Origin of the sequence: Bradyrhizobium sp. BRP20, assembly GCF_020194215.1 — a bacterium.
In the GTDB taxonomy this organism is placed as follows: Bacteria; Pseudomonadota; Alphaproteobacteria; order Rhizobiales; family Xanthobacteraceae; genus Bradyrhizobium; species Bradyrhizobium yuanmingense.
Genome location: NZ_JADYVY010000029.1, coordinates 13,693 through 32,056, shown reverse-complemented (window position 1 = coordinate 32,056; position 18,364 = coordinate 13,693). Strand labels below are relative to the sequence as shown.

17 protein-coding genes are annotated in these 18,364 nt (G+C 64.6%); 7 read left to right on the top strand and 10 right to left on the bottom strand.

Annotated features, from left to right (window positions below; all coding sequences use genetic code 11):
* Position 1 precedes the first annotated feature (1 nt).
* The 4 genes from I6F33_RS35515 to I6F33_RS35500 are packed head-to-tail and all read right to left on the bottom strand — an operon-like array spanning position 2 to position 4,054.
* On the bottom strand, positions 2-2,365 hold the full coding sequence (locus I6F33_RS35515; protein ID WP_036026435.1) for an ABC transporter permease: 2,364 nt from the start codon (positions 2,363-2,365) through the stop codon (positions 2-4).
* Between the two features lie 4 nt (positions 2,366-2,369).
* Positions 2,370-3,077 carry an ABC transporter ATP-binding protein gene (locus I6F33_RS35510; RefSeq protein WP_036026433.1) on the bottom strand — a complete coding sequence of 236 codons (708 nt, stop codon included), beginning with the start codon at positions 3,075-3,077 and terminating at the stop codon, positions 2,370-2,372.
* A gap of 48 nt (positions 3,078-3,125) precedes the next feature.
* On the bottom strand, positions 3,126-3,800 hold the full coding sequence (locus I6F33_RS35505; protein ID WP_036014198.1) for an isoprenylcysteine carboxylmethyltransferase family protein: 675 nt from the start codon (positions 3,798-3,800) through the stop codon (positions 3,126-3,128).
* Positions 3,800-4,054, bottom strand: a complete 255-nt coding sequence (locus I6F33_RS35500) for a DUF2933 domain-containing protein (protein WP_036014201.1) — start codon at positions 4,052-4,054, stop codon at positions 3,800-3,802. Before I6F33_RS35500 ends, I6F33_RS35505 begins: the two co-directional genes overlap by 1 nt.
* Before the next feature lie 181 nt (positions 4,055-4,235).
* Here I6F33_RS35500 and I6F33_RS35495 point away from each other — a divergent pair, with 181 nt between their 5' ends.
* Positions 4,236-4,481 (top strand): hypothetical protein, encoded by a 246-nt coding sequence (locus I6F33_RS35495; RefSeq protein ID WP_036014203.1) that lies wholly within the window; start codon positions 4,236-4,238, stop codon positions 4,479-4,481.
* Positions 4,482-4,628: 147 nt separating this feature from the next.
* Here the strand turns inward: I6F33_RS35495 and I6F33_RS35490 are convergent, their stop codons facing one another.
* The 3 genes from I6F33_RS35490 to I6F33_RS35480 all read right to left on the bottom strand — a co-directional run bounded on the left by I6F33_RS35490 (position 4,629) and on the right by I6F33_RS35480 (position 7,760).
* Positions 4,629-5,042, bottom strand: a complete 414-nt coding sequence (locus tag I6F33_RS35490; protein WP_036026452.1) for an SRPBCC family protein — start codon at positions 5,040-5,042, stop codon at positions 4,629-4,631.
* A 429-nt stretch (positions 5,043-5,471) separates the two neighbouring features.
* Positions 5,472-6,425 carry a tetratricopeptide repeat protein gene (locus tag I6F33_RS35485; RefSeq protein WP_225145596.1) on the bottom strand — a complete coding sequence of 318 codons (954 nt, stop codon included), beginning with the start codon at positions 6,423-6,425 and terminating at the stop codon, positions 5,472-5,474.
* 144 nt (positions 6,426-6,569) lie between these two features.
* Positions 6,570-7,760, bottom strand: coding sequence for a serine hydrolase (locus tag I6F33_RS35480; protein ID WP_225145595.1), 1,191 nt, complete (start codon positions 7,758-7,760; stop codon positions 6,570-6,572).
* Positions 7,761-8,065: 305 nt separating this feature from the next.
* Here I6F33_RS35480 and I6F33_RS35475 point away from each other — a divergent pair, with 305 nt between their 5' ends.
* Together I6F33_RS35475 and I6F33_RS35470 are read left to right on the top strand one after the other, a co-directional pair.
* Positions 8,066-9,286: an MFS transporter gene (locus tag I6F33_RS35475; RefSeq protein WP_036026423.1), complete on the top strand. Its 1,221-nt coding sequence runs from the start codon at positions 8,066-8,068 to the stop codon at positions 9,284-9,286.
* Between the two features lie 190 nt (positions 9,287-9,476).
* A complete protein-coding gene (locus I6F33_RS35470) occupies positions 9,477-10,424 on the top strand; it encodes an ABC transporter substrate-binding protein (protein ID WP_225145594.1) in 948 nt (315 codons plus the stop codon).
* A gap of 1,037 nt (positions 10,425-11,461) precedes the next feature.
* On the opposite strand, the gene I6F33_RS35465 is transcribed toward I6F33_RS35470, so the two are convergent.
* Together I6F33_RS35465 and I6F33_RS35460 are read right to left on the bottom strand one after the other, a co-directional pair.
* Positions 11,462-11,626, bottom strand: a complete 165-nt coding sequence (locus I6F33_RS35465) for a helix-turn-helix domain-containing protein (RefSeq protein ID WP_162130849.1) — start codon at positions 11,624-11,626, stop codon at positions 11,462-11,464.
* A 246-nt stretch (positions 11,627-11,872) separates the two neighbouring features.
* Positions 11,873-14,038, bottom strand: coding sequence for a bifunctional diguanylate cyclase/phosphodiesterase (locus I6F33_RS35460; protein WP_225145593.1), 2,166 nt, complete (start codon positions 14,036-14,038; stop codon positions 11,873-11,875).
* A 452-nt stretch (positions 14,039-14,490) separates the two neighbouring features.
* Between I6F33_RS35460 and mepA the strand changes: the two genes are divergently transcribed.
* From mepA to modC, 4 genes are all read left to right on the top strand, one after another.
* The gene (gene mepA, locus I6F33_RS35455; protein WP_225145592.1) at positions 14,491-15,435 is read left to right on the top strand and encodes a penicillin-insensitive murein endopeptidase; all 945 of its coding nucleotides are present in this window, start codon (positions 14,491-14,493) and stop codon (positions 15,433-15,435) included.
* Between the two features lie 366 nt (positions 15,436-15,801).
* Positions 15,802-16,587 carry a molybdate ABC transporter substrate-binding protein gene (gene modA / locus I6F33_RS35450; protein WP_225145591.1) on the top strand — a complete coding sequence of 262 codons (786 nt, stop codon included), beginning with the start codon at positions 15,802-15,804 and terminating at the stop codon, positions 16,585-16,587.
* A 67-nt stretch (positions 16,588-16,654) separates the two neighbouring features.
* Positions 16,655-17,350, top strand: a complete 696-nt coding sequence (gene modB, locus I6F33_RS35445; RefSeq protein WP_225114603.1) for a molybdate ABC transporter permease subunit — start codon at positions 16,655-16,657, stop codon at positions 17,348-17,350.
* Between the two features lie 2 nt (positions 17,351-17,352).
* Positions 17,353-18,015 (top strand): molybdenum ABC transporter ATP-binding protein, encoded by a 663-nt coding sequence (gene modC / locus I6F33_RS35440; protein WP_036014214.1) that lies wholly within the window; start codon positions 17,353-17,355, stop codon positions 18,013-18,015.
* 15 nt (positions 18,016-18,030) lie between these two features.
* Here the strand turns inward: modC and I6F33_RS35435 are convergent, their stop codons facing one another.
* Positions 18,031-18,291 carry a PepSY domain-containing protein gene (locus I6F33_RS35435; RefSeq protein ID WP_036014215.1) on the bottom strand — a complete coding sequence of 87 codons (261 nt, stop codon included), beginning with the start codon at positions 18,289-18,291 and terminating at the stop codon, positions 18,031-18,033.
* Between the last annotated feature and the right edge of the window lie 73 nt (positions 18,292-18,364).

The following is an 18,364-nucleotide window of genomic DNA, read 5'->3' as shown; positions in this document are numbered from 1 at the left end:
GCTAATCTCGCGTCTTGAGGACCGCAACAAGGTCCAATCTGTCGATGCGTTCTCGGATCACGGCGGCGGAAACGATGGCGGCCAGCACCACGACGGACGTGGCGATCACGTAAGTCGAGTGCTCGACGACGAGGCGGACGCGCATCAACTCGCCGGCAAGGTTCGTTTTCATTACCCAGGCGAGGCCGTAGCCCATCAGCCAACCGGGCGGTTGGGCGATCAGGGTGAGGATGGCGAGCTCAAGCAGCAGGATGCGCAGCACCTCGCCGCGCGTGAAGCCGAGCACGCGCAGGCTGGCCAGTTCGCGCGCCCGTTCGGACAGCGAAATGCGCGCATTGTTGTAGACGACGCCGAACGCGATCACGCCGGCAAGGCCCGTGTAGATACTCGCCATCGTGGTGACGAGCAGCGCGACGGTCTTGCGGAAGTTCGCCAGCGAAACGCGCTGCAGCGCCACGCCGCCGACCGTCGGTATGGACTTCACCGCCGTGTAGAAGTCCTCCGTCCGGTTCTCGTCGAGGCTGAGATTGACGCTAGTGACGACGGGCGCCTCGCGCATCAGCTTGTGCAACGCCTCGATCTCCATCATGCCCCTAATCCCGAAGTAGTCCTCGACGGTCGCGACGACCGGCACCGTCACGGATCGCCTGGCGCCCTCCAACAGATCGACCTCGACGCTATCGCCTGGTCCGACGCCGAGGATATGCGCGAGCATGCCGGAGATGGCGAGGCCCGTCTCCGGCAGGATGACCGGCCGAAGCTCGACGTCGATGATGCGCCTGAGGTGGGCAGCAGCCGGTCGGCCGCTGATGACGATGCGCCGTTCGACGTTGCCGTGGCGGATCCGGACCGGCACCTCGCGGAACGGCTCGGCGGCGAGAACGCCCGGAAGCCGGCTCACCTGCTCCACGACATTTGCGATCCGCTTCTCGGCAAAGCCGATGGTTGCGTCCTGCCGGTCGGCGAGGAAGTAGGTCACATCGGTCAGATGCTCCATGCTGTCCCGCGTGAACAGCGAGACGACTAGGATCGCGGTGGCCAGCGCCATGCCGAGCGCCGTGAAGAAGGCCCGTACCGGATGCCGGGCGATGTTGCGGATCATCATCAGCGTCGGCTGCGACACGATCCGGTCGAGCTGGATGCGCGCCGAAAGCAGCCGGCGATAGACCGGCGGGGCCGGCGCCTGCATGGCGACGGCCGGGGGCAGCTTCACCACCTCGCGCAACGCACGGAATGCGCCGATCGCCGCAGCCGCCGCGCTAAGCGCACCTGCCGTGAGATAAACGTCCGGTGCCTTCGCGAACACCAGGAACGGAAAGTGGAAGAAGTCGCCGAACAGCGCGGTGACGTGCAAACCGAGCCAGGTGCCCACGATGCCGCCCAACACGATGCCGACCACGACGATGAAGGCAACGAACTTGAAATAGTGCAGCACGATGCTGCCGTCTGAATAACCCAGCGCCTTCAGCAGGCCGATCTGCTCGCGCTCGAGCGCGACCAGCCGGGTCAAGGTGAGATTGACGAGGAAGGCCGCGACCAGCAGGAAGATCGGCGGCAACGTGCGGCTCATGTTGTTGAGCATGTCGAGTTCATGATCGAGCCAGGCGTGCGAGGTCTGGTCCTTGCGGCCATGCGCCGCCTGCCCGCCATAAGGATCGAGCAGGGCGTCCAGTCGCCGGACCACATCGCGCTCGGAGGCGCCGGGCTGCAGCTTGACCGCGACCGCCGAGAAGGCGCCGTCGAGATCGTAGGCAGCGCTAAGCACCTTCTCCGACATCCAGACGATGGCATAGCGGCGATCGTCCGGCATCAGGTCGCCCGGTCCGACCGTGTAAACGAACTCGGGCGACAGCGCGATGCCGACGATGACGAGCTCGCGCTTCCTGCCGTTGAGGATGGCGGAGAACCGCGCCCCCTCGACGAAACCGTGCGCCCGAGCGAACGGCTCGTTGACGACGACCTCTTCAGTCCGTCCCGGCGCCGGGAACCGCCCGGAGCGCATGTAGAGCCGGTTGAGATGCTGCTCACCCGTGTCGGCCAGCGAAACGAACTGCGCGCTGGCCGGCGCGGAGAAACCGGGAATGTCGAGTAGCGCCGGCTTGGCGATACGGGTGTCGATGGCGGCGACTCCTGGGATCTCGCCGATCCTGTCGGTGAGCGCCTTCGGTGCCCGCTTCGCCTGCGCGAACACATCGGCAAAGCCGTAACGCTCGTAATAAGCGATCCGGGTCTCCTCCAGCGATCGGTGCGAGCCCACCGCGAGCACCAGCGTCGCAACCCCGCCGCCGACGACCAGCGCGACCGCGAGCACCTGCGCCCAGAGCCGTCTGACGTCACGAAGCAGCTTGATGTCTAGCACCTTCATGTCGTCACCAGGTGAGCTCGGCGGCCTCCCGCCGGGCCTCGTTGGTCCGGATGCGGGAGATGCGACCGTCGGCGAAGAACAGCACTCGGTCGGCGACCTCCTGGATGCTGGCGTTGTGGGTGATGATGACTGTAGTGGTCCCGAGCTGCCGGTTGACGCCAAGCAGCGCCTCGATGACGCGGATGCCGGTCTTCGAATCCAACGCCCCGGTCGGCTCGTCGCAGAGCAGCACCGCCGGCCGCTTCGCGATCGCGCGGGCGATGGCGACGCGCTGCTGCTCGCCGCCGGAGAGCTGGGCGGGAAAGTGATGCATCCTCGCTTCGAGTCCGACCAGCGCGAGGGCGTCGGCCGGCCGCATCGGATTCTTGGCGACTTCGGTGACCAGCGCGACGTTTTCGTAGGCCGTGAGGCTGGGCACCAGATTGTAGAACTGGAAGACGAAGCCGACGTGATCGCGGCGGTACTTCGTGAGTTCGCGGTCCTCCAGGTCCGTTAGGTCCAGATCGCGGAAGAACAGCCGGCCGCTGGTCGGACGGTCGAGGCCGCCCATGATGTTGAGCAACGTCGTCTTGCCGCTGCCGGAGGGGCCGAGCAGCACGACCACTTCCTTCTCGGGAATGTCGAGGTCGACCTCGTTGAGGGCATGCACCATCACCTCGCCGGAGACATAGATCTTAGTCAGCGCCTTTGCGGTGAAGACGGGAACGCTCATTGACGTCCTTTAAAGCTAGCGCCGTTTGCAGGCATCTCCTCGCGAAGGTCAGCCGTGACGATAGCCGCCAGAAGAGCTATGACCGGATCGCCGGTTGAGATGGGGAATGAAGGCCGGCACCTGCGCGGCATACCGGGCATAGGCCTCGCCGAACTCGCTCCGGGCCTCACGCTCCTCGTCCCTGGCGAGCTTCACGTACATGACGGTCAACACCGGAAACATCGCCAAGGTCAGAATCGTCGGCCATTGCAACAGGAAGCCGAACATCACCAGCACGAAGCCGACATATTGCGGATGCCGGACGTAGCTGTAAGGACCGGTGGTGGCGAGGCTCCGGGTCTGCTGCGCCTCGTACAGCGTCCTCCAGGCGAGGGAGATCAGGATGAACCCGGCGCCGATGAAGATGAAGCTGACGACATGGAACGGCCCCGTGTGGGGATTGGTCTTCCAGCCGAACATCATCTCGAGCAGATGACCGGCGTCGTGCGAGAACCAGTCGACGTTCGGGTAGCGCGACTGCAGCCAACCCGACAGGAAATAGATGGTGAGCGGAAAACCGTACATCTCCGCGAACAGCGCCACCAGGAACGCGCTGAAGGCGCCGAAGGAGCGCCAGTCGCGCGAGGTCTGCGGCTTGAAGAAGCTGTAGGAAAACAGGATGAACACCGCCGAGTTGACGGTGACGAGGCTCCAGAGGCCGTAAGCAGGCGGAATGTCGTGCATCACGCGCTCCTCGAATCGTTTGGCCGGCCGCCACCGTGACGGTGACCATGGTCGCCATGCATGAAGAAATGCATCAGCGGACAGGCAAGGAGCGGCAGCCAGACCAGGAGCCCCAGCACGTGAGCCCTGTGCTCGCTGAACAGCAGCACGCCGGCGATGGCCAGGAATCCGATCAGGACCAGGCCAGCCTTGGCTCTCATGGACATGCCCGCGGCATGCCGCTGTCGATAAGCGGAATGATCCTGCACCGGCATGGGCGCGCTCCTCTTGATCCCCGCAGCATAGGAGCACCGCCGCCATCGCTTTTGACGCAGATCAAAGGCTCGCGGGAGCTGAGCGCGCGAGACAATTAGCAACCGATCGTACCTTGAGATTCGTCAAGACCGACGTTGCGCCGATGCGTATCGTGGACCTTCGCAACCTGGAGGACCGAACATGATCACCAAGACGCTTCTCGCCACAATCGGCATTGTTTCCCTGCTGGCCGTACCCGCCACGGCTCAATCCACCGACAAGGAAAAGAACGGCCATCACTACAGCGGCGGACCCAAGACAGAAGTTCCGCACCACATGGGCAAGAAAGAAAAGACCGGCACCTCTGCCAACGCTCAATCAGGCGGTCATCACTACACGGGCGGCCCCGGCACGTCGTCGCCTCATCACATGGGCAACAAGAAATAGTTCGATCTTAGCGGCACGCGAAGGCAAGAAGAAGATGCGGCAATTCGGCAAGGTCGACATGCCGCAGGAAGCTTCATGGCCGCGCTGAAGCATGGCACCTGCATCGCAGCGTGTGCGATGCAGGCATCCACGTTCGCTGCTAATCGATCACGATTTCCTCTTTGCCTCGACGTATCGCGCAAAATTGTCGAGGATCGCCTGCCAGCCGCCCTGCTGCTGTTCGACCGAGTGCGTGGTTTCGGCGTCGAAGACGACACGGACGACAACACTCTTCGGGCCGGGCACGAACTCGACCTCGGCCTTTCGATCGCCGAACGCGTATTCGATCCGCTTGTGCTCGACGATCTTGGTGTAGGTGCCGGCGAAGTCGAAGCCCATGCTGCCGTCCTTGGCCTCCATCCGCGACGAGAAGGCGCCGCCGTCCCGCAGGTCGACCGTCGCACTGGTCGTATGCCAGTCGTCGGACGCGGCATTCCACTTCACGATGTCGGCTGGCGTCGTATAGGCGCGCCAGACCTGATCGATCGGGGCGGCTACGCTGGTTTCGACGGTGATCCTCATGGGCATTGCTCCAGTTGCGACTTTGACGCTCGAATTGACGGAATCTCGCCAGCGTGCCGGGTCCATTTCCTGCACGTCCGGGACGTGTCGACCCGAGGACGATCGAGACCGGCCCATGCCGACATGGTTCGGCGTCAATGTGCCAAAAAAGTTGGAGAAGTTGTGGTGTGGGCAAGCGAAGTGTGCCTGCGCGCACGCCTCGTCCTTCGAGACGACGCTGACGCGTCTCCTCAGGATGAGGCTCATTGGGCGTCGGTGCCTGTTGAAACTGCTGCCGCGGACTCCGCCCTCATCCCTGTGAGGAGACTGCTCAAGCGGGCGTCTCGAAGGATGGCCGCAGGGAAAAACTCTCTAATGCGATAGCCCTGCCCGCCAGCTTCGCTCTTCGGGCTGCGGCGGACAAGTCGCACTACCATCCTGCGCTGCTCGTCAGATCGGCCTCGTCTTCCCTCGGATGGCCATCGACCGCTTCAGGGCCTGCTGGGCATCGGCATAGCGGCCTTGATACTTGTAGAGACCGGCGAGGTTTTCCAGAACGCCGGCGAGATCCGGATGGTCAGGGCCGAGGGTTTTCTCGAAAGTGGCCGCCGACCGCTTGAACAGCCGCTCGGCCTCCGCGTTACGGCCCTGGCGCCCATAGAGCGCAGCCAGATTGTTCTGTGCCTGGGCGATGTCGGGATGATCCGGGCCGAACGCCTTCTCGGTCACCGCCATCGACCGCTTCAGCAGCCGCTCGGCATCGGCATAGCGATTGCGATTGATATAGGCGTCGGCCAAATTGTTCATCAGCACCGTGGCTTCGGGGTCGTCGGGACCGAGCGCCTTCTGCAGCACGGCGAGGCCTCGCTTGAACAGCGGTATAGCCTCATCGTATCGGCCCTGATGGCTGTAGACAGCGCCCAGATTGCTCAACGCCATCACGATCGATGGATCACCGCTTTTCTCGTGAATGGCGATCGACCGCTTGAGCACCGGCTCCGCTTCGGCGTAACGCTCTTCCGCACGGTAGAGATCGCCGAGATTGTTCAGCACCATCGCGACTTCGGCATGATTCGGACCGAGTGTCTTCTCGTCAATGGCCAGCGCGCGCTTGTACAGCGGTTCGGCAACGGCGTATTGGCCGAGATTGTAATGGATCGTGCCGAGGTCGTTCAGCGGCATCGCGACGTGCGCATCATCGGGGCCGAACTCCTTCTCGCGAAGGGCCAGCGACTTCTGGGCCAGAGGCAGCGCTTCCATGTACTTCCCGGCCCGATAGAGCTGCTTCATCTGCCGGGCCAGCGTGCCCGCCTCGTCCTCTTCGGCATGGGACGGCACGCCGAACGACAGGCTCAAGGCGAGCGCCGTGACTGCAACACAGATCGATGCTTTCAGAGCCTTCATCGCGCCTTCCCTCGTCGCTGACATCAGGGACCTACGCGCCGTTGGTGCTCCCGGAAGCCGGACAGGTTCAATGCAACCGCGGCTTTCCGACGCGACCGACCGCGCCAGCGCGGCTGGATGCCATCGGCAGGCGTCAGCAATTCGTCATTGCCCGAGCTGCTGCAGCACAGCAGACCATAACGCGAGCGGCTCCCTGAAGGCTCCGGGTTCGTTCGGCTTCTGGCGAACGGCCGTGTGCACCATGACGAGCTTGGAGGCGGGATCGACCAGGATGAGCTGACCGCGAATGCCGATGAGGGCAAATCGGCGCTGCTCGCCGGGGAGGAGCCACACCTGATAGCCGTAGCCGAAATAGCGCGTGGCCACGCGCGGAGCGAGATGACCCTCCTCTGGCCTGACGGTCGTGGCATCCAGCAGCCACTGCCGGGGGATCAGCTGCCGGCCTTCCCAGGCGCCGTCATGGGCGAGCAACCGGGCCAGGCGCGCATAATCGCGCAAGGTTGCGTTGAAGCAGCAATAGGCGATCTCCTGCCCGGTGCCGTCGATCACCCAGGAGGCGTCCGCCTCGGTGCCGATGGGGTCCCAGATCCGGTCGCGGAGATAGTCAGCGACCGGCGTGCCCGTGGCGGCGCGCAGGACCAAGCCGAGTATCTCCGTTTCAACGCTGGCATAGTGGAATTTGGTGCCTGGCGGCGCGGTCCGCGTGTTGAACTGCGCGACGATGGCGGCGGGATCTTTCGGCGGGCCGGCGAACAAGGCCCGCCCAAGCCGGGCGATGTCGTCGTTCCCGTCATAGACTTCCGAGAATTCGACGCCTGACGACATGTTCAACAAGGCGCGGATGGACGTGTTGCCATATTCAGTACCGGCAAGGCCGCCGACATAGGTCGCGACAAGGTCGTCGATCGACTTGATCCGTCCCTCCGAGACCGCGATCCCGACCAGCATGGCCACCAGCGTCTTCGCCATGGACTGCGAGACAAAGCGGTGATGGTCGGTCCGCGCATATTGGTAGTGCTCGTACAGGATGGTGTCGTCCCTGGCGATCAGGAGGCCCGTCGCCGGGTTGCGCTTGAGGTAGTCCGCAATGCCGAGCTTTTCGGTGCCAAGACTGTAGGTGACCTGTGGCTCCGGCGCGCGCTTGAATTGCCAGGGCGCCGTCGCGCGAGCGACCCGGCGCGAGGGATAGATCTCGCCGAAATGGCTGTAGCTGCCGACGAGCTTGTCGAGCGGGGGAGCGGCTCCGCGCGTGCCGACCGGATAGCCCTCAGCCGCACCGTAGAGCTCGGCATCGGGACCGCTATCCGAAAAGACCGGTCCCGGCGCGGCGGGCACGCTTCGGACGTCCTGCGCGCACGCCAGGGGCGACCAGATCGCGGAAGCAAAAATGACGGGCAGGAAAAGCCGGCGGCACCCACGCGGCCTAAACGACGCTCCCCAGTTCATTGCACTTGCCTCCCCGCACGTTGGTGGGTGTGCGCTTCACGAGAACAACGTCGCAGGCTGGTGACGCGCGGCATGCTATCATTGCGGGCGGGCCGTGTCAGCCTGCGGTGGCAACCCGCCTTGCTCTCGCCCCGCGGATCAGTCACCATCCCTGCCGCGCACCATCAACAAGAGCAAAAGCGCCAAGGAAACGCATGAGCAAGCCGTCACGTTTCGACTATGGCTGGGTCGTTGTCGCCGCGGGCGCGCTGATGACCTGCATCGGGTTCGGCACGATGCTGTCGCTGGCGGTGTTCCTGCAGCCGATCTCGGAGGCGATGGGCTGGTCGCGCGCCGGGGTGTCGGCTGCCGCGACGCTGGATTTCCTCTTTATGGGATTCGCCGCATTCCTATGGGGCACGCTGTCGGACCGGTTCGGCACCCGCATCGTGGTGCTCTCGGGAAGCGTTCTGCTGGGACTAGGTCTCGTCACAGCGAGCCAGGCAGCAAGCCTGTGGCAATTCCAGCTTTGCTTCGGCGTGCTGATCGGGATCGCCGTGGGCAGCTTCTACGCACCGATGATGGCGCTCGCGAGCGCCTGGATCGAAAAGAACCGCAGCCTCGCCGTGGCGCTGGTCTCGGCCGGCATGGGCGTGTCGCCGGTGACGGTCGCGCCGGCCGCGAGCTGGCTGATCACGGCCTATGATTGGCGCACCGCGATGCTGACGATCGGCATCGCTTCGTGGGCGCTGTTGATCCCCGCCTGCTTCCTGGTACGTCCGGCGCCGCCAGCCGCTGGCTCCGCAACGACGGACGCGGCGCCAGAGGTCGAGATGGGCGCGGCGCAGGCGCTGCGCACGCCGCAATTCATCGCGCTCGCAGCGGCGCATTTCGCCTGCTGCGCGGCGCATTCCGGCCCGATCTTCCACATGGTGTCCTATGCGATGGTCTGCGGCATCGCTCCGCTCACGGCAGTGACGGTCTATAGCGTCGCCGGCGTCTCAGGCCTCGGCGGACGCCTGCTGCTGGGCGCGCTGGCCGATCGCATCGGGGCGAAACCGGTCCTTGTCGGCGGGCTGTTCGTGCAGGCGATGTGCATCGCGACCTATCTGGCCGTGGCGCAGCTCGGCGAGTTCTACGCGCTCTCGGTCGTGTTCGGCCTCGCCTATGGCGGGGTGATGCCGCTCTATGCGGTGCTGGTCCGCGAGTTCTTCGGCGCGCGCATCATGGGCACGGTGTTCGGCGCCGTGTCGGCCTTCGCCAGCCTCGGCATGGCGCTCGGGCCCTGGGCCGGCGGGATCGTGTTTGACACGTTCCAGCAATACACCTGGCTGCACGCCGGCTCCTTCGCGATCGGGCTTGCAGCAGTCGCGGTGGCGTTGAGCTTCCCGACGCGGCGCAGGCCATCGCTCGATCTTAGCCGCGCGACGGCGTGACACCGGATAGTGGCGAATACCGGATCTGACTTTGCATAAATGTAAGTTTGATGGATTTCGCCTCCCTCGGTCATCCTACTTCCTGCCTTCTGGCACCGATTATCTTCGTGTACCATTGCCCTTGTGATCAGATCGTTCTGGCATCGCGAGAGGCCAAATGAGGCGGCGGACGTTTCTGAGCTTCTTGGGAATGACGGCGATATCGGCGCGCGAAGCCTTGGCCCAAAAGCGCGTTCCGGTCGTGGGATTCGTCGGATTTGCCACGCCGGAAATCGACAATGCGGTGCTCGTTCCGTTCCGGAAGGCGCTGGCCGAGCTGGGTTACGTGGAGGGCCGCACCATCGTCATCGAGGCCCACTCGACGGCCGGCGATGTGTCGCGGGGCCTTGCATTGATCGACGACCTCGTGGCCAGACAGGTGGACGTGCTGCTTTCGCCCGGCCCGGCCGCAGCACGCGCGATGATCAGGAAAACCAATATTCCCGTCGTCGCCGTGGCGCTGCCTGCGGTGCAAAGCGACCCTGAATTGTTTCAGAGCCTCGCGCGGCCGGGCGGCAGCCTCACCGGCTTCGCCGCGTTCGGCGAGGAGATGTCGGCCAAGCGCATCGAGATGATCCGGGAGATCCTGCCCTCGCTGAAGCGGATCGGCGTCTTGAACAATGCGACGGACCCGACCTTCAGCGCCTGGGGCGCGCAAACCATCGAGGAAGCACGACGCGCCGGGCTGGAGCCGGTGCGCCTCGGACTGACGAGCGCATCGCCGGCGGCGGTTGCCGAGCAATTCAATGTGCTCGCGGCCGCCGGCGGCAACGCCGTGATTGTCATTCGCGACTACATGACCGCCGCGATGCAGGACGCAATTTGCCGTATCGGCATCGACATGAAGATCGCCGTCATCGGCCAGCAGAAGGAGTTCGCCCATGCCGGCGCTCTGATCAGCTATGGTGCCGACATCGGCGACCTGTTTCGTCGCGCCGCGGGCTATGTTGATCTGATCCTGAAGGGACAAAAGCCGGCAAATATGCCAATCCAGCTGCCAACCAAATTCGAACTGGCCGTCAATCTCAAGACCGCGCGGGCGCTCGGCGTGACGATCCCGCCCACCATCCTCGTGCTGACGGACGACGCGATCGAGTGACGGGTCGTTGAAAATCCGCCGATTGCCGCGCCGTGAGCGGGTTCATTCAGTCATTCGCGAAGCTTCGGGGAGCAATTCATGAAATGCAGCATCAGGCCCGCGCTCAACGATGACGCCGCGGCCATCAGCGCGGTCATCTTGCGTACGCTGCACACCATGGCAATCGCCGCGGAGAGCCCGACGCGTGGTGGTAGTTCGAGCTCTTGCGGAACCCATCGCCGACGGACGGGCGCGAGTATCTCGCCGTTCTTGCCAGTTCTGATTAGTAAGCACGAAGCCTGATGGTCCGGTCTCGATCTACCGATACGAGCTGAATTGCGCCAGTTGTGTTCGATGCGCGATTTGTAGCCGCAACGAAAGTCGAGTCGCGCTTCGAAAAGTGGAAATTAGTTTTGCGACATAATCGTAATGACTCCGACGCAAAAAAAGAAAATAGGGTGCAATCAACAAGAATATAATGGGAGGAGCAGATGGATACTGCGGGTCGCCTGCGCGCGATGGCATTATTGTGCCGTCAGACAGCCGCGCGTCATCCGGATCGAGGTTGGAAACTACTCGCGGAAGCTGAATATTGGGAGCACTTGGCCAATGATGCGCCGCTCGAGCATGTCGACCATTGCTCGGTTCGCTCACCGCTTCACCGTGAGCACGCTATGATACAATCGGCCACGGCCGACGCGAGGTGAGAGCGAAACAGAATAATTTGTTAGCTTCTGTGTGCCTAACCTGAAGAGTGCCGCCCACCGCCGATGCGGCACATTGGAATGGGAATGCCGGCCCCGGCTGTTACCCCATCCTGCGGCTGGGGCCGTTTTGAACTTTCGCAGCATCGTTCAAACCCGATCCACAACCATGCTCAGAAGCATCGCTATAGCGCTCTTCGGAAAAGGCATCTTGTCTCGGCTCGATCGAGCGCTCTCCCATGGTCGCAATACTGAGGCTGCGCCCAGCCTTGTGCGGGACATCGGCCGAGGCTTCGGGCTGTAGGGCGCCGTCCACGCGCCTCGTCGATCAGGCAGCGCCTGCCCTACCGGCGACTATTTCTTCAACAATATTCCTTTCGCTCGCGCCATTCGCCTGACTGATCCGGCGTGGCGGCCCAGTTCGGCGGCAATCTTCGATACCCCAATGCCCTGCCGGGCCAGCGTGACCAGCCGTCGAACCTCCTGCTCGGCCCATTGCTTCGGCTTCGGTGTCTTCATGGTGCGACCCCACGACCGCACGACTTAACGACGGCAGCTGACGGTCCGCACTTGGGAAATTTACGGGTGGCGCGCCCGGGCCATTATCCGTCCGAACCTCCAAACGGAAATTGACCGACGCCGCGCTGTCATGCGCCCCGGCCTTTGGCCTCGTTGTTGAGGCAGATCAAGGCTGCTGGCGCCGGGCAAGGCGGGAGAGGCCGATGGGCGAAGCGGTACGTTCTTAGATATCGTGGAGGCGAGCGGTCACGCCACCAGCGCGGCGTCCTCGTTGCGGTCGATGCCGCGCTGTGCGGCCAGCAGGCTGACGATCTCCGCATTCGGCCGGGCCTTGCTGAACAGGAAGCCCTGGCCCTCATGGCAGCCTTCGGCGCGGAGGCAGCTGAGCTCGGCTTCGGTCTCGACGCCTTCGGCGGTGATGGTGACGCCAAGGCCCTTGCCGAGGCTGACGATCGAGCGGATGATCGCCTGGGCCTCGCGGTTGGCCGCGAGATCGCGCACGAAGGACTGGTCGATCTTGATCTTGTCGAACGGGAAGCTGCGCAGGTAGCTGAGGCTGGAATAGCCGGTGCCGAAATCGTCCATGGAGATGCGCACGCCGAGCGCGCGCAGCGCATGCAACGTCGCCAGCACCTGCGCGCTCTTCTCCAGCAGCAGCGTCTCGGTGATCTCGAGCTCGAGCCGGCGCGGCGCCAGGCCGGAATGCTTCAGCGCGTCCGTGACCATCGAGAGCAGATTGCCGCTGCGAAACTGGAGCGGCGACAAATTGACGGCGACGCGGACGTCGTCCGGCCAGGCCGCGGCATCGAGACAGGCCCGGCGCAGCATCAGCCCGCCGAGCGGATTGATCAGGCCGGTGTCTTCGGCGACCGGAATGAACTCGGCCGGCGACACCATGCCGCGCTCGGCATGTGGCCAGCGCACCAGCGCCTCGAAACCGGTGATGCGGCCGCTCGATAGGTCGATCAGCGGCTGATAGTACGGCCGCAACACGTCGTTCTGGATCGCGTCGCGCAGCTCGACCTCGATCTTGCGGCGGCTCTGCGCCTTCGCATCGAGCGCGGCCTCGAAGAAGGCGAAGCTGCCGCGCGCGTCCAGCTTGGCGCGCGACAGCGCCATGTCGGCGCTCTTGAGCAGCTTTTCGGAATCCTCGCCGTCGCCGGGCGCCATCGCAATGCCGATCGAGGCGCCGATCACCACGGAATGACCGTCGAGCAGATAGGGATCGGCGATGGCCGCAAGGAGGCGTTTTGCGAGACCCACCGCATCTTCCGGCCGAGCCAATCCGCTCTGCAGAACCGCGAACTCGTCGGAGTTAAGGCGGGCCAGCCCATCCTCGTCACGCAAGGTGGAGCGTAGTCGCTTGGCGACGCCGCGCAGCAGCTTGTCGCCGACCGCGTGCCCCAGGGTGTCGTTGACCGCCTTGAAATTGTCGAGCCCTAGTATCAGCAGCGCGACCTTCTCGGAGCCGCGGCGCGTGTGCAGCAGCATCTCGTCCATCTGCTGCCGCAGCAGGTTGCGATTGGGCAGACCGGTCAGCCCGTCATGCTGGGCCATGAAGGCCAGCCGCGCCTCCGCGCGCTTGCGCTCGGTGATGTCCATCAGCGCGAGCAGCACCGCGGGCCGCTCGGCATAAGTCAATTCGCGGGAATAGATCGCAAGGTCGATCAGCGCGCCGTCGGCCTTGACGTGCTTCCAGGTGCGGCCGGCCTGATCCTCGCCGGTCCCATCGACGGTCCAGGGCGGCACGCTTTCGAATGCCTGCAAGGAGCGGATCTTCAATCGCTCGAACTCGGCGCGGCTGTAGCCATAATGCGCGACCGCGGCATCGTTGACGCTGAGGATGCGCTCGTCGTCCAGCGCGCAGACGATCATGGGCACGGGATTGCCGTCGAACAGCAGGCGGAACGAGGCCTCGCGCTGCTTGAGCTCGGTGATATCGACGCGCAGGCCGACGACGCCGCCGTCATCGGTCAAGCGCTCGTCGATCAGGATGACGCGGCCGTCCGACAGCTTCTGCTCGTGGCGCGCGCCGGGCTTGTAGAGTTTTTGCAGGCGCTCTGCGATCCAGGCTTCTTCATTGCCGATGGCCTCGGGATAGTCGCCGCGGGCGACGCCGATGCGCAGCGTGTCCTCGAGCCGCGCGCCCTCCTCGAACAGATCGGCGGTCTTGCTGTAGATCTCGGCGTATTTCCTGTTCCAGAGGACGTAGCGGCCTTCGGCGTCGAGAAACACGATGCCCTGCGGCAGGATGTCGATGGCCTGGCGCAGGCGCTCATGCGACTTGCGCGCCTCCGCGATCGCGGCTTCCGCCTCGGCACGGCTGCGCAGGATTTCGTCGTGTTCGGAAAGGGCACGGTGCGCGCGCGCGAAGCGCGGCTTGCGCGCCTTTTGGCCGGCGCGGGCAAGCATGCTTTGCTTTCGCTTTCTTGTTCTTCGAGACCCCAAACTCAACTTCACTCGTCCCAGTCGCGTCCAGCGGCCGCAAGTTTTGAGGCAAGTGTCTGAAAAAAAAGTAATCTTAGCCAGCCGCGGTCCGCGCGCGGCGCGCTTACTGCCTGTTTGCGCGGCGTGGCGGGCGGCGGCAGGCGCCATCAGACTGAGTGCGGCGCCGCAATCAATGAGCGATCTGGCGCAAAATTGCGCGCGCGCCTGAATCGGTTCCGAAATTGCGCGCGATTGCATGCGAACCGCAAAATTTTCTGCGCGCTGCGCACGAATTTTGGTCAATGCAGGATACGGTTATTACACCCTTAAGAAACGGCGGGTCGAGACGCGATTCGGGGCGCGCTGCGATGAGCCGGCGGCGGGCTCGTCGCCTCGTTCTTAACCCTGGTGCAGCATTGGGTTATAAGAGCGTCAGCATGAGTCGCCGCGGCATCACCCTCCTCCTGCTCTTGTTCGTCTGCCTGGGCGCCGGTGGCGCGCTGGCCCAGGACCGTGGCAGCATCAACCCGAAGCCGCTGCCGCCGCTCGCCAATCCCAACGACCCCGATCTCGCCGCCAAGGAATTGTTCGCGCGCAAGCTGCTGCCATCGAAGGGGCCGGCCCACGTCATCGGCTCCTACACCAGGGGCTGCATCGGCGGCGCCGCGCAGATGCCGGTCAACGGCGACAATTGGCAGGTGATGCGGCTGTCGCGCAATCGCAGCTACGGTCATCCCGACATGATCGCGCTGATCAGGCGGCTCGCCGCGAAGGCGCACAAGGACGCAGGCTGGCCCGGCATCCTGGTCGGCGACATCGCCCAGCCGCGCGGCGGGCCGGCGCTGTCAGGCCATGCCAGCCACCAGATCGGTCTCGACGCCGACATCTGGCTGACGCCGATGCCGGACCGCCGGCTCTCGCGCGAGGAGCGCGAGGAGATGTCGGCGGTGATGATGGTGCGCCAGGACCGGCTCGACATCGACCCCAAGGTGTTCACGCCAGGCCACGTGCTGGTGCTGCGCGCTGCGGCGCGAGAACCCGCCGTGCAGCGCATCTTCGTCAATGCCGCGATCAAGAAGGCGCTGTGCCGCGAGGCCAAGGGCGACCGCGCCTGGCTGTCGAAGATCCGCCCCTGGTGGGGCCACGACTACCACTTCCACATCCGCATGCACTGCCCGGCCGGGGCCGGCGAATGCGAGGGCCAGCCGTCACAGGCCGAGGACGAAGGCTGCAAGCCCGCCGATCTCGCCTATTGGTTCTCCGATGCGGTGCTGCACCCCAAGCCGCCGCCCGAGCCGCCCAAGCCGAAGCCGCCGATGACGCTCGCGCAGATGCCGGCAACCTGCAAGGCGGTGCTGCATGCAGGGGATGCGAAGCCGTAAGGGCTCGCCCGCGGACGTCGTCCCGGGGCGCGCAGCGAGCCCGGGACCCATAACCACAGGGAGTGATACTTGCGCGAAGCAGGTCACTCCGAGTCTTCGCCCAACGCAATCCTGTGGTTATGGATCCCGGGCTCGCGCTACGCGCGCCCCGGGATGACGAACTCGCCGGCCCGATAGAAGCTGGCCGACAAACGGCCGGCTTTGACCTGCGGCCACGGCCTGCTATGTTTGCACTGCGATATCCCCGCCGGCCGTAAGCCGTCGCCAGGGACCGTGGAACAGCGCGTCCGCCCGTCGCATCTGACCAGCCAACGCCAGATTTCGCGCGTGCAACCTTGCGCGCGCGAGCCCGCACGGAGCGCATCCATGTTTCGTCTGTCAGGACTTTTCACCGCCTTCGTCATTCTCGCCGGCACGGCCGTCGCGCCCGCCGCGGCCGAGGACAAGACCATCACCGTGTTCGCCGCCGCCTCGATGAAGAACGCGCTGGACGAGATCGACGCCGCCTACACCGCCAGGACCGGGGTCAAGTTCAGCGTCAGCTATGCCGCTAGCTCGGTGCTGGCCAAGCAGATCGAGCAGGGCGCGCCGGCCGACGTGTTCGTCTCGGCCGACACCGACTGGATGGACTACGCGATCGCCAAGAAGACCATCAACGAGCCTTCCAGAGTGAATCTGCTCGGCAACAGCATCGTGCTGATCGCGCCGAAGGATTCCAAGATCGACAGCGTGACGATCGCGCCAGGTTTCGATCTCGCCAAGCTCGCCGGCGACGGCAGGATCGCGACCGGTGACGTCAGGTCGGTACCGGCAGGCAAATACGCCAAGGCAGCGCTGGAAAAGCTCGGGGCCTGGCAGGCGGCAGAGCCGAAATTCGCCATGGCCGAGAGCGTGCGCGCGGCGCTGACACTGGTCGCCCGCGGCGAGGCCGTGCTCGGCATTGTCTATTCGACCGACGCCAAGATCGAGCCGGGCGTGAAGATCGTCGGCACCTTCCCGGCGGATTCGCATCCTGCGATCATCTATCCGGTCGCGGCGACCAGCATCGCCAAGCCGGAGGCGAACGGCTATCTCGCCTTCCTGCGCACGGCGGCGGCCAAGGCCATCTTGGAAAAATACGGCTTCAAGTTCCTGATCAGCCCCACAACCTGATTGTTACGACCTGATTCCTGCAAACCTGATTTTGCAACCTGTTTCTGCGACCTGATATGACGGCTTGATGTTCGACATCTCTCCCGCCGAATGGACGGCGATCCTGCTTTCGCTCAGGGTCGCCGTCATTGCCACGCTGGTCGCGACGCCGTTCGGCATTGCGCTGGCGTGGCTGCTCGCGCGGCGTGATTTCTGGGGCAAGTCGGTGCTCGACGCACTCGTGCACCTGCCCCTGGTGCTACCGCCCGTCGTCACCGGTTATCTGCTGCTGCTCAGCTTCGGTCGCAAAGGCCTCATTGGCAGCTTTCTCGCCGACCATCTCGGCATCGTCTTCGCGTTCCGCTGGACCGGTGCTGCGCTCGCCTGCGGCGTGATGGCGTTTCCGCTGCTGGTGCGGCCGATGCGACTGTCGATCGAGGCGATCGACCGCCGGCTTGAGCAGGCTGCGGAGACCCTCGGCGCAGCGCCGTGGAAAGTGTTCTTCACGGTGACGCTGCCGCTGGCGCTGCCGGGCGTGCTCGCCGGCATGGTGCTGGGCTTTGCCAAGGCGATCGGCGAGTTCGGCGCCACCATCACCTTCGTCTCCAACATTCCAGGAGAGACCCAGACGATTTCGTCCGCGATCTATTCGCTGATCCAGACGCCGGACGGCGATGCCGCTGCGGGAAGGCTCGTGATCGTCTCGATCGTGCTTGCGATCGGTGCGCTGATCGCGGCCGAATGGTTCGCCCGCCGCGCCACGCAGCGGCTGCACGGGAATTGACCATGCTGCGCGTCGACGTCGAAAAACAGCTCGGTGAATTCTCGCTGTCCGCTTCCTTCAGCAGCGAGGGGCGCGTCATCGGGCTGTTCGGCGCCTCGGGCGCCGGCAAGAGCTCGCTGGTCAACATGATCGCCGGCCTGCTGCGGCCTGATCGCGGCACCATCGCGATCGACGGCGAGATCGTCGACGACACCGCGGCCGGCATTCACGTGCCCACTTACCGCCGCCGCATCGGCTACGTGTTCCAGGATGCGCGGCTATTTCCGCATCTGAGCGTGGCGCAGAACCTCGACTACGGACGGCGAATGAACGGGCTTGCGCCCGATCCGGCGCAGCACAAGCGCATCATCGACCTGCTCGACATCGGCGCGCTCAGGGATCGCCGTCCCGGGAAGCTGTCCGGCGGCGAGCGCCAGCGCGTCGCGCTCGGCCGCGCGCTGCTGTCGAAGCCGCGCCTCCTGCTGCTCGACGAGCCACTCGGCGCGCTCGACGAGGGCCGCAAGCTCGAGATCCTGCCCTACCTGGTGCGACTGCGCGACGAGGCCAATGTGCCGATGGTCTATGTCAGCCACGACGTCGCCGAGCTGCGCCAGCTCGCGACGCAGATCGTGATGCTGAAGCAGGGACGGGTGACGTCGTTCGGCGGGGTGAAGGTGCTGACGTGATCGGGCCAACCCCCGCTACCAGCCGCGGTCGACGTTTCGCACTTCGCCGGTCCGGGCATCCACATCGACCTCGATCCAGCGGCCGGCGCGGTCGCGGCCCTCAATCTGCCATTCGTCGCCGAGGAAGTTCGTGTGCGACACCGTCGCAACGCCAAGATCAGTCGCGACGTCAAGCGCAACCTGCATCGAGATCTGATCGCCGGTGTCGTAGGCCATAGCCGGCGCCGCTGCGCCCAGCACGAGGACAGTCGCGATCGGAAGGGCGAACTTTCGCATTGGCGTACTCCTGTCAGTCCAAAGTTCTATACAGCTTAGAACGAGAGGCAATGCGGAGCGTTCCGGATCCGGA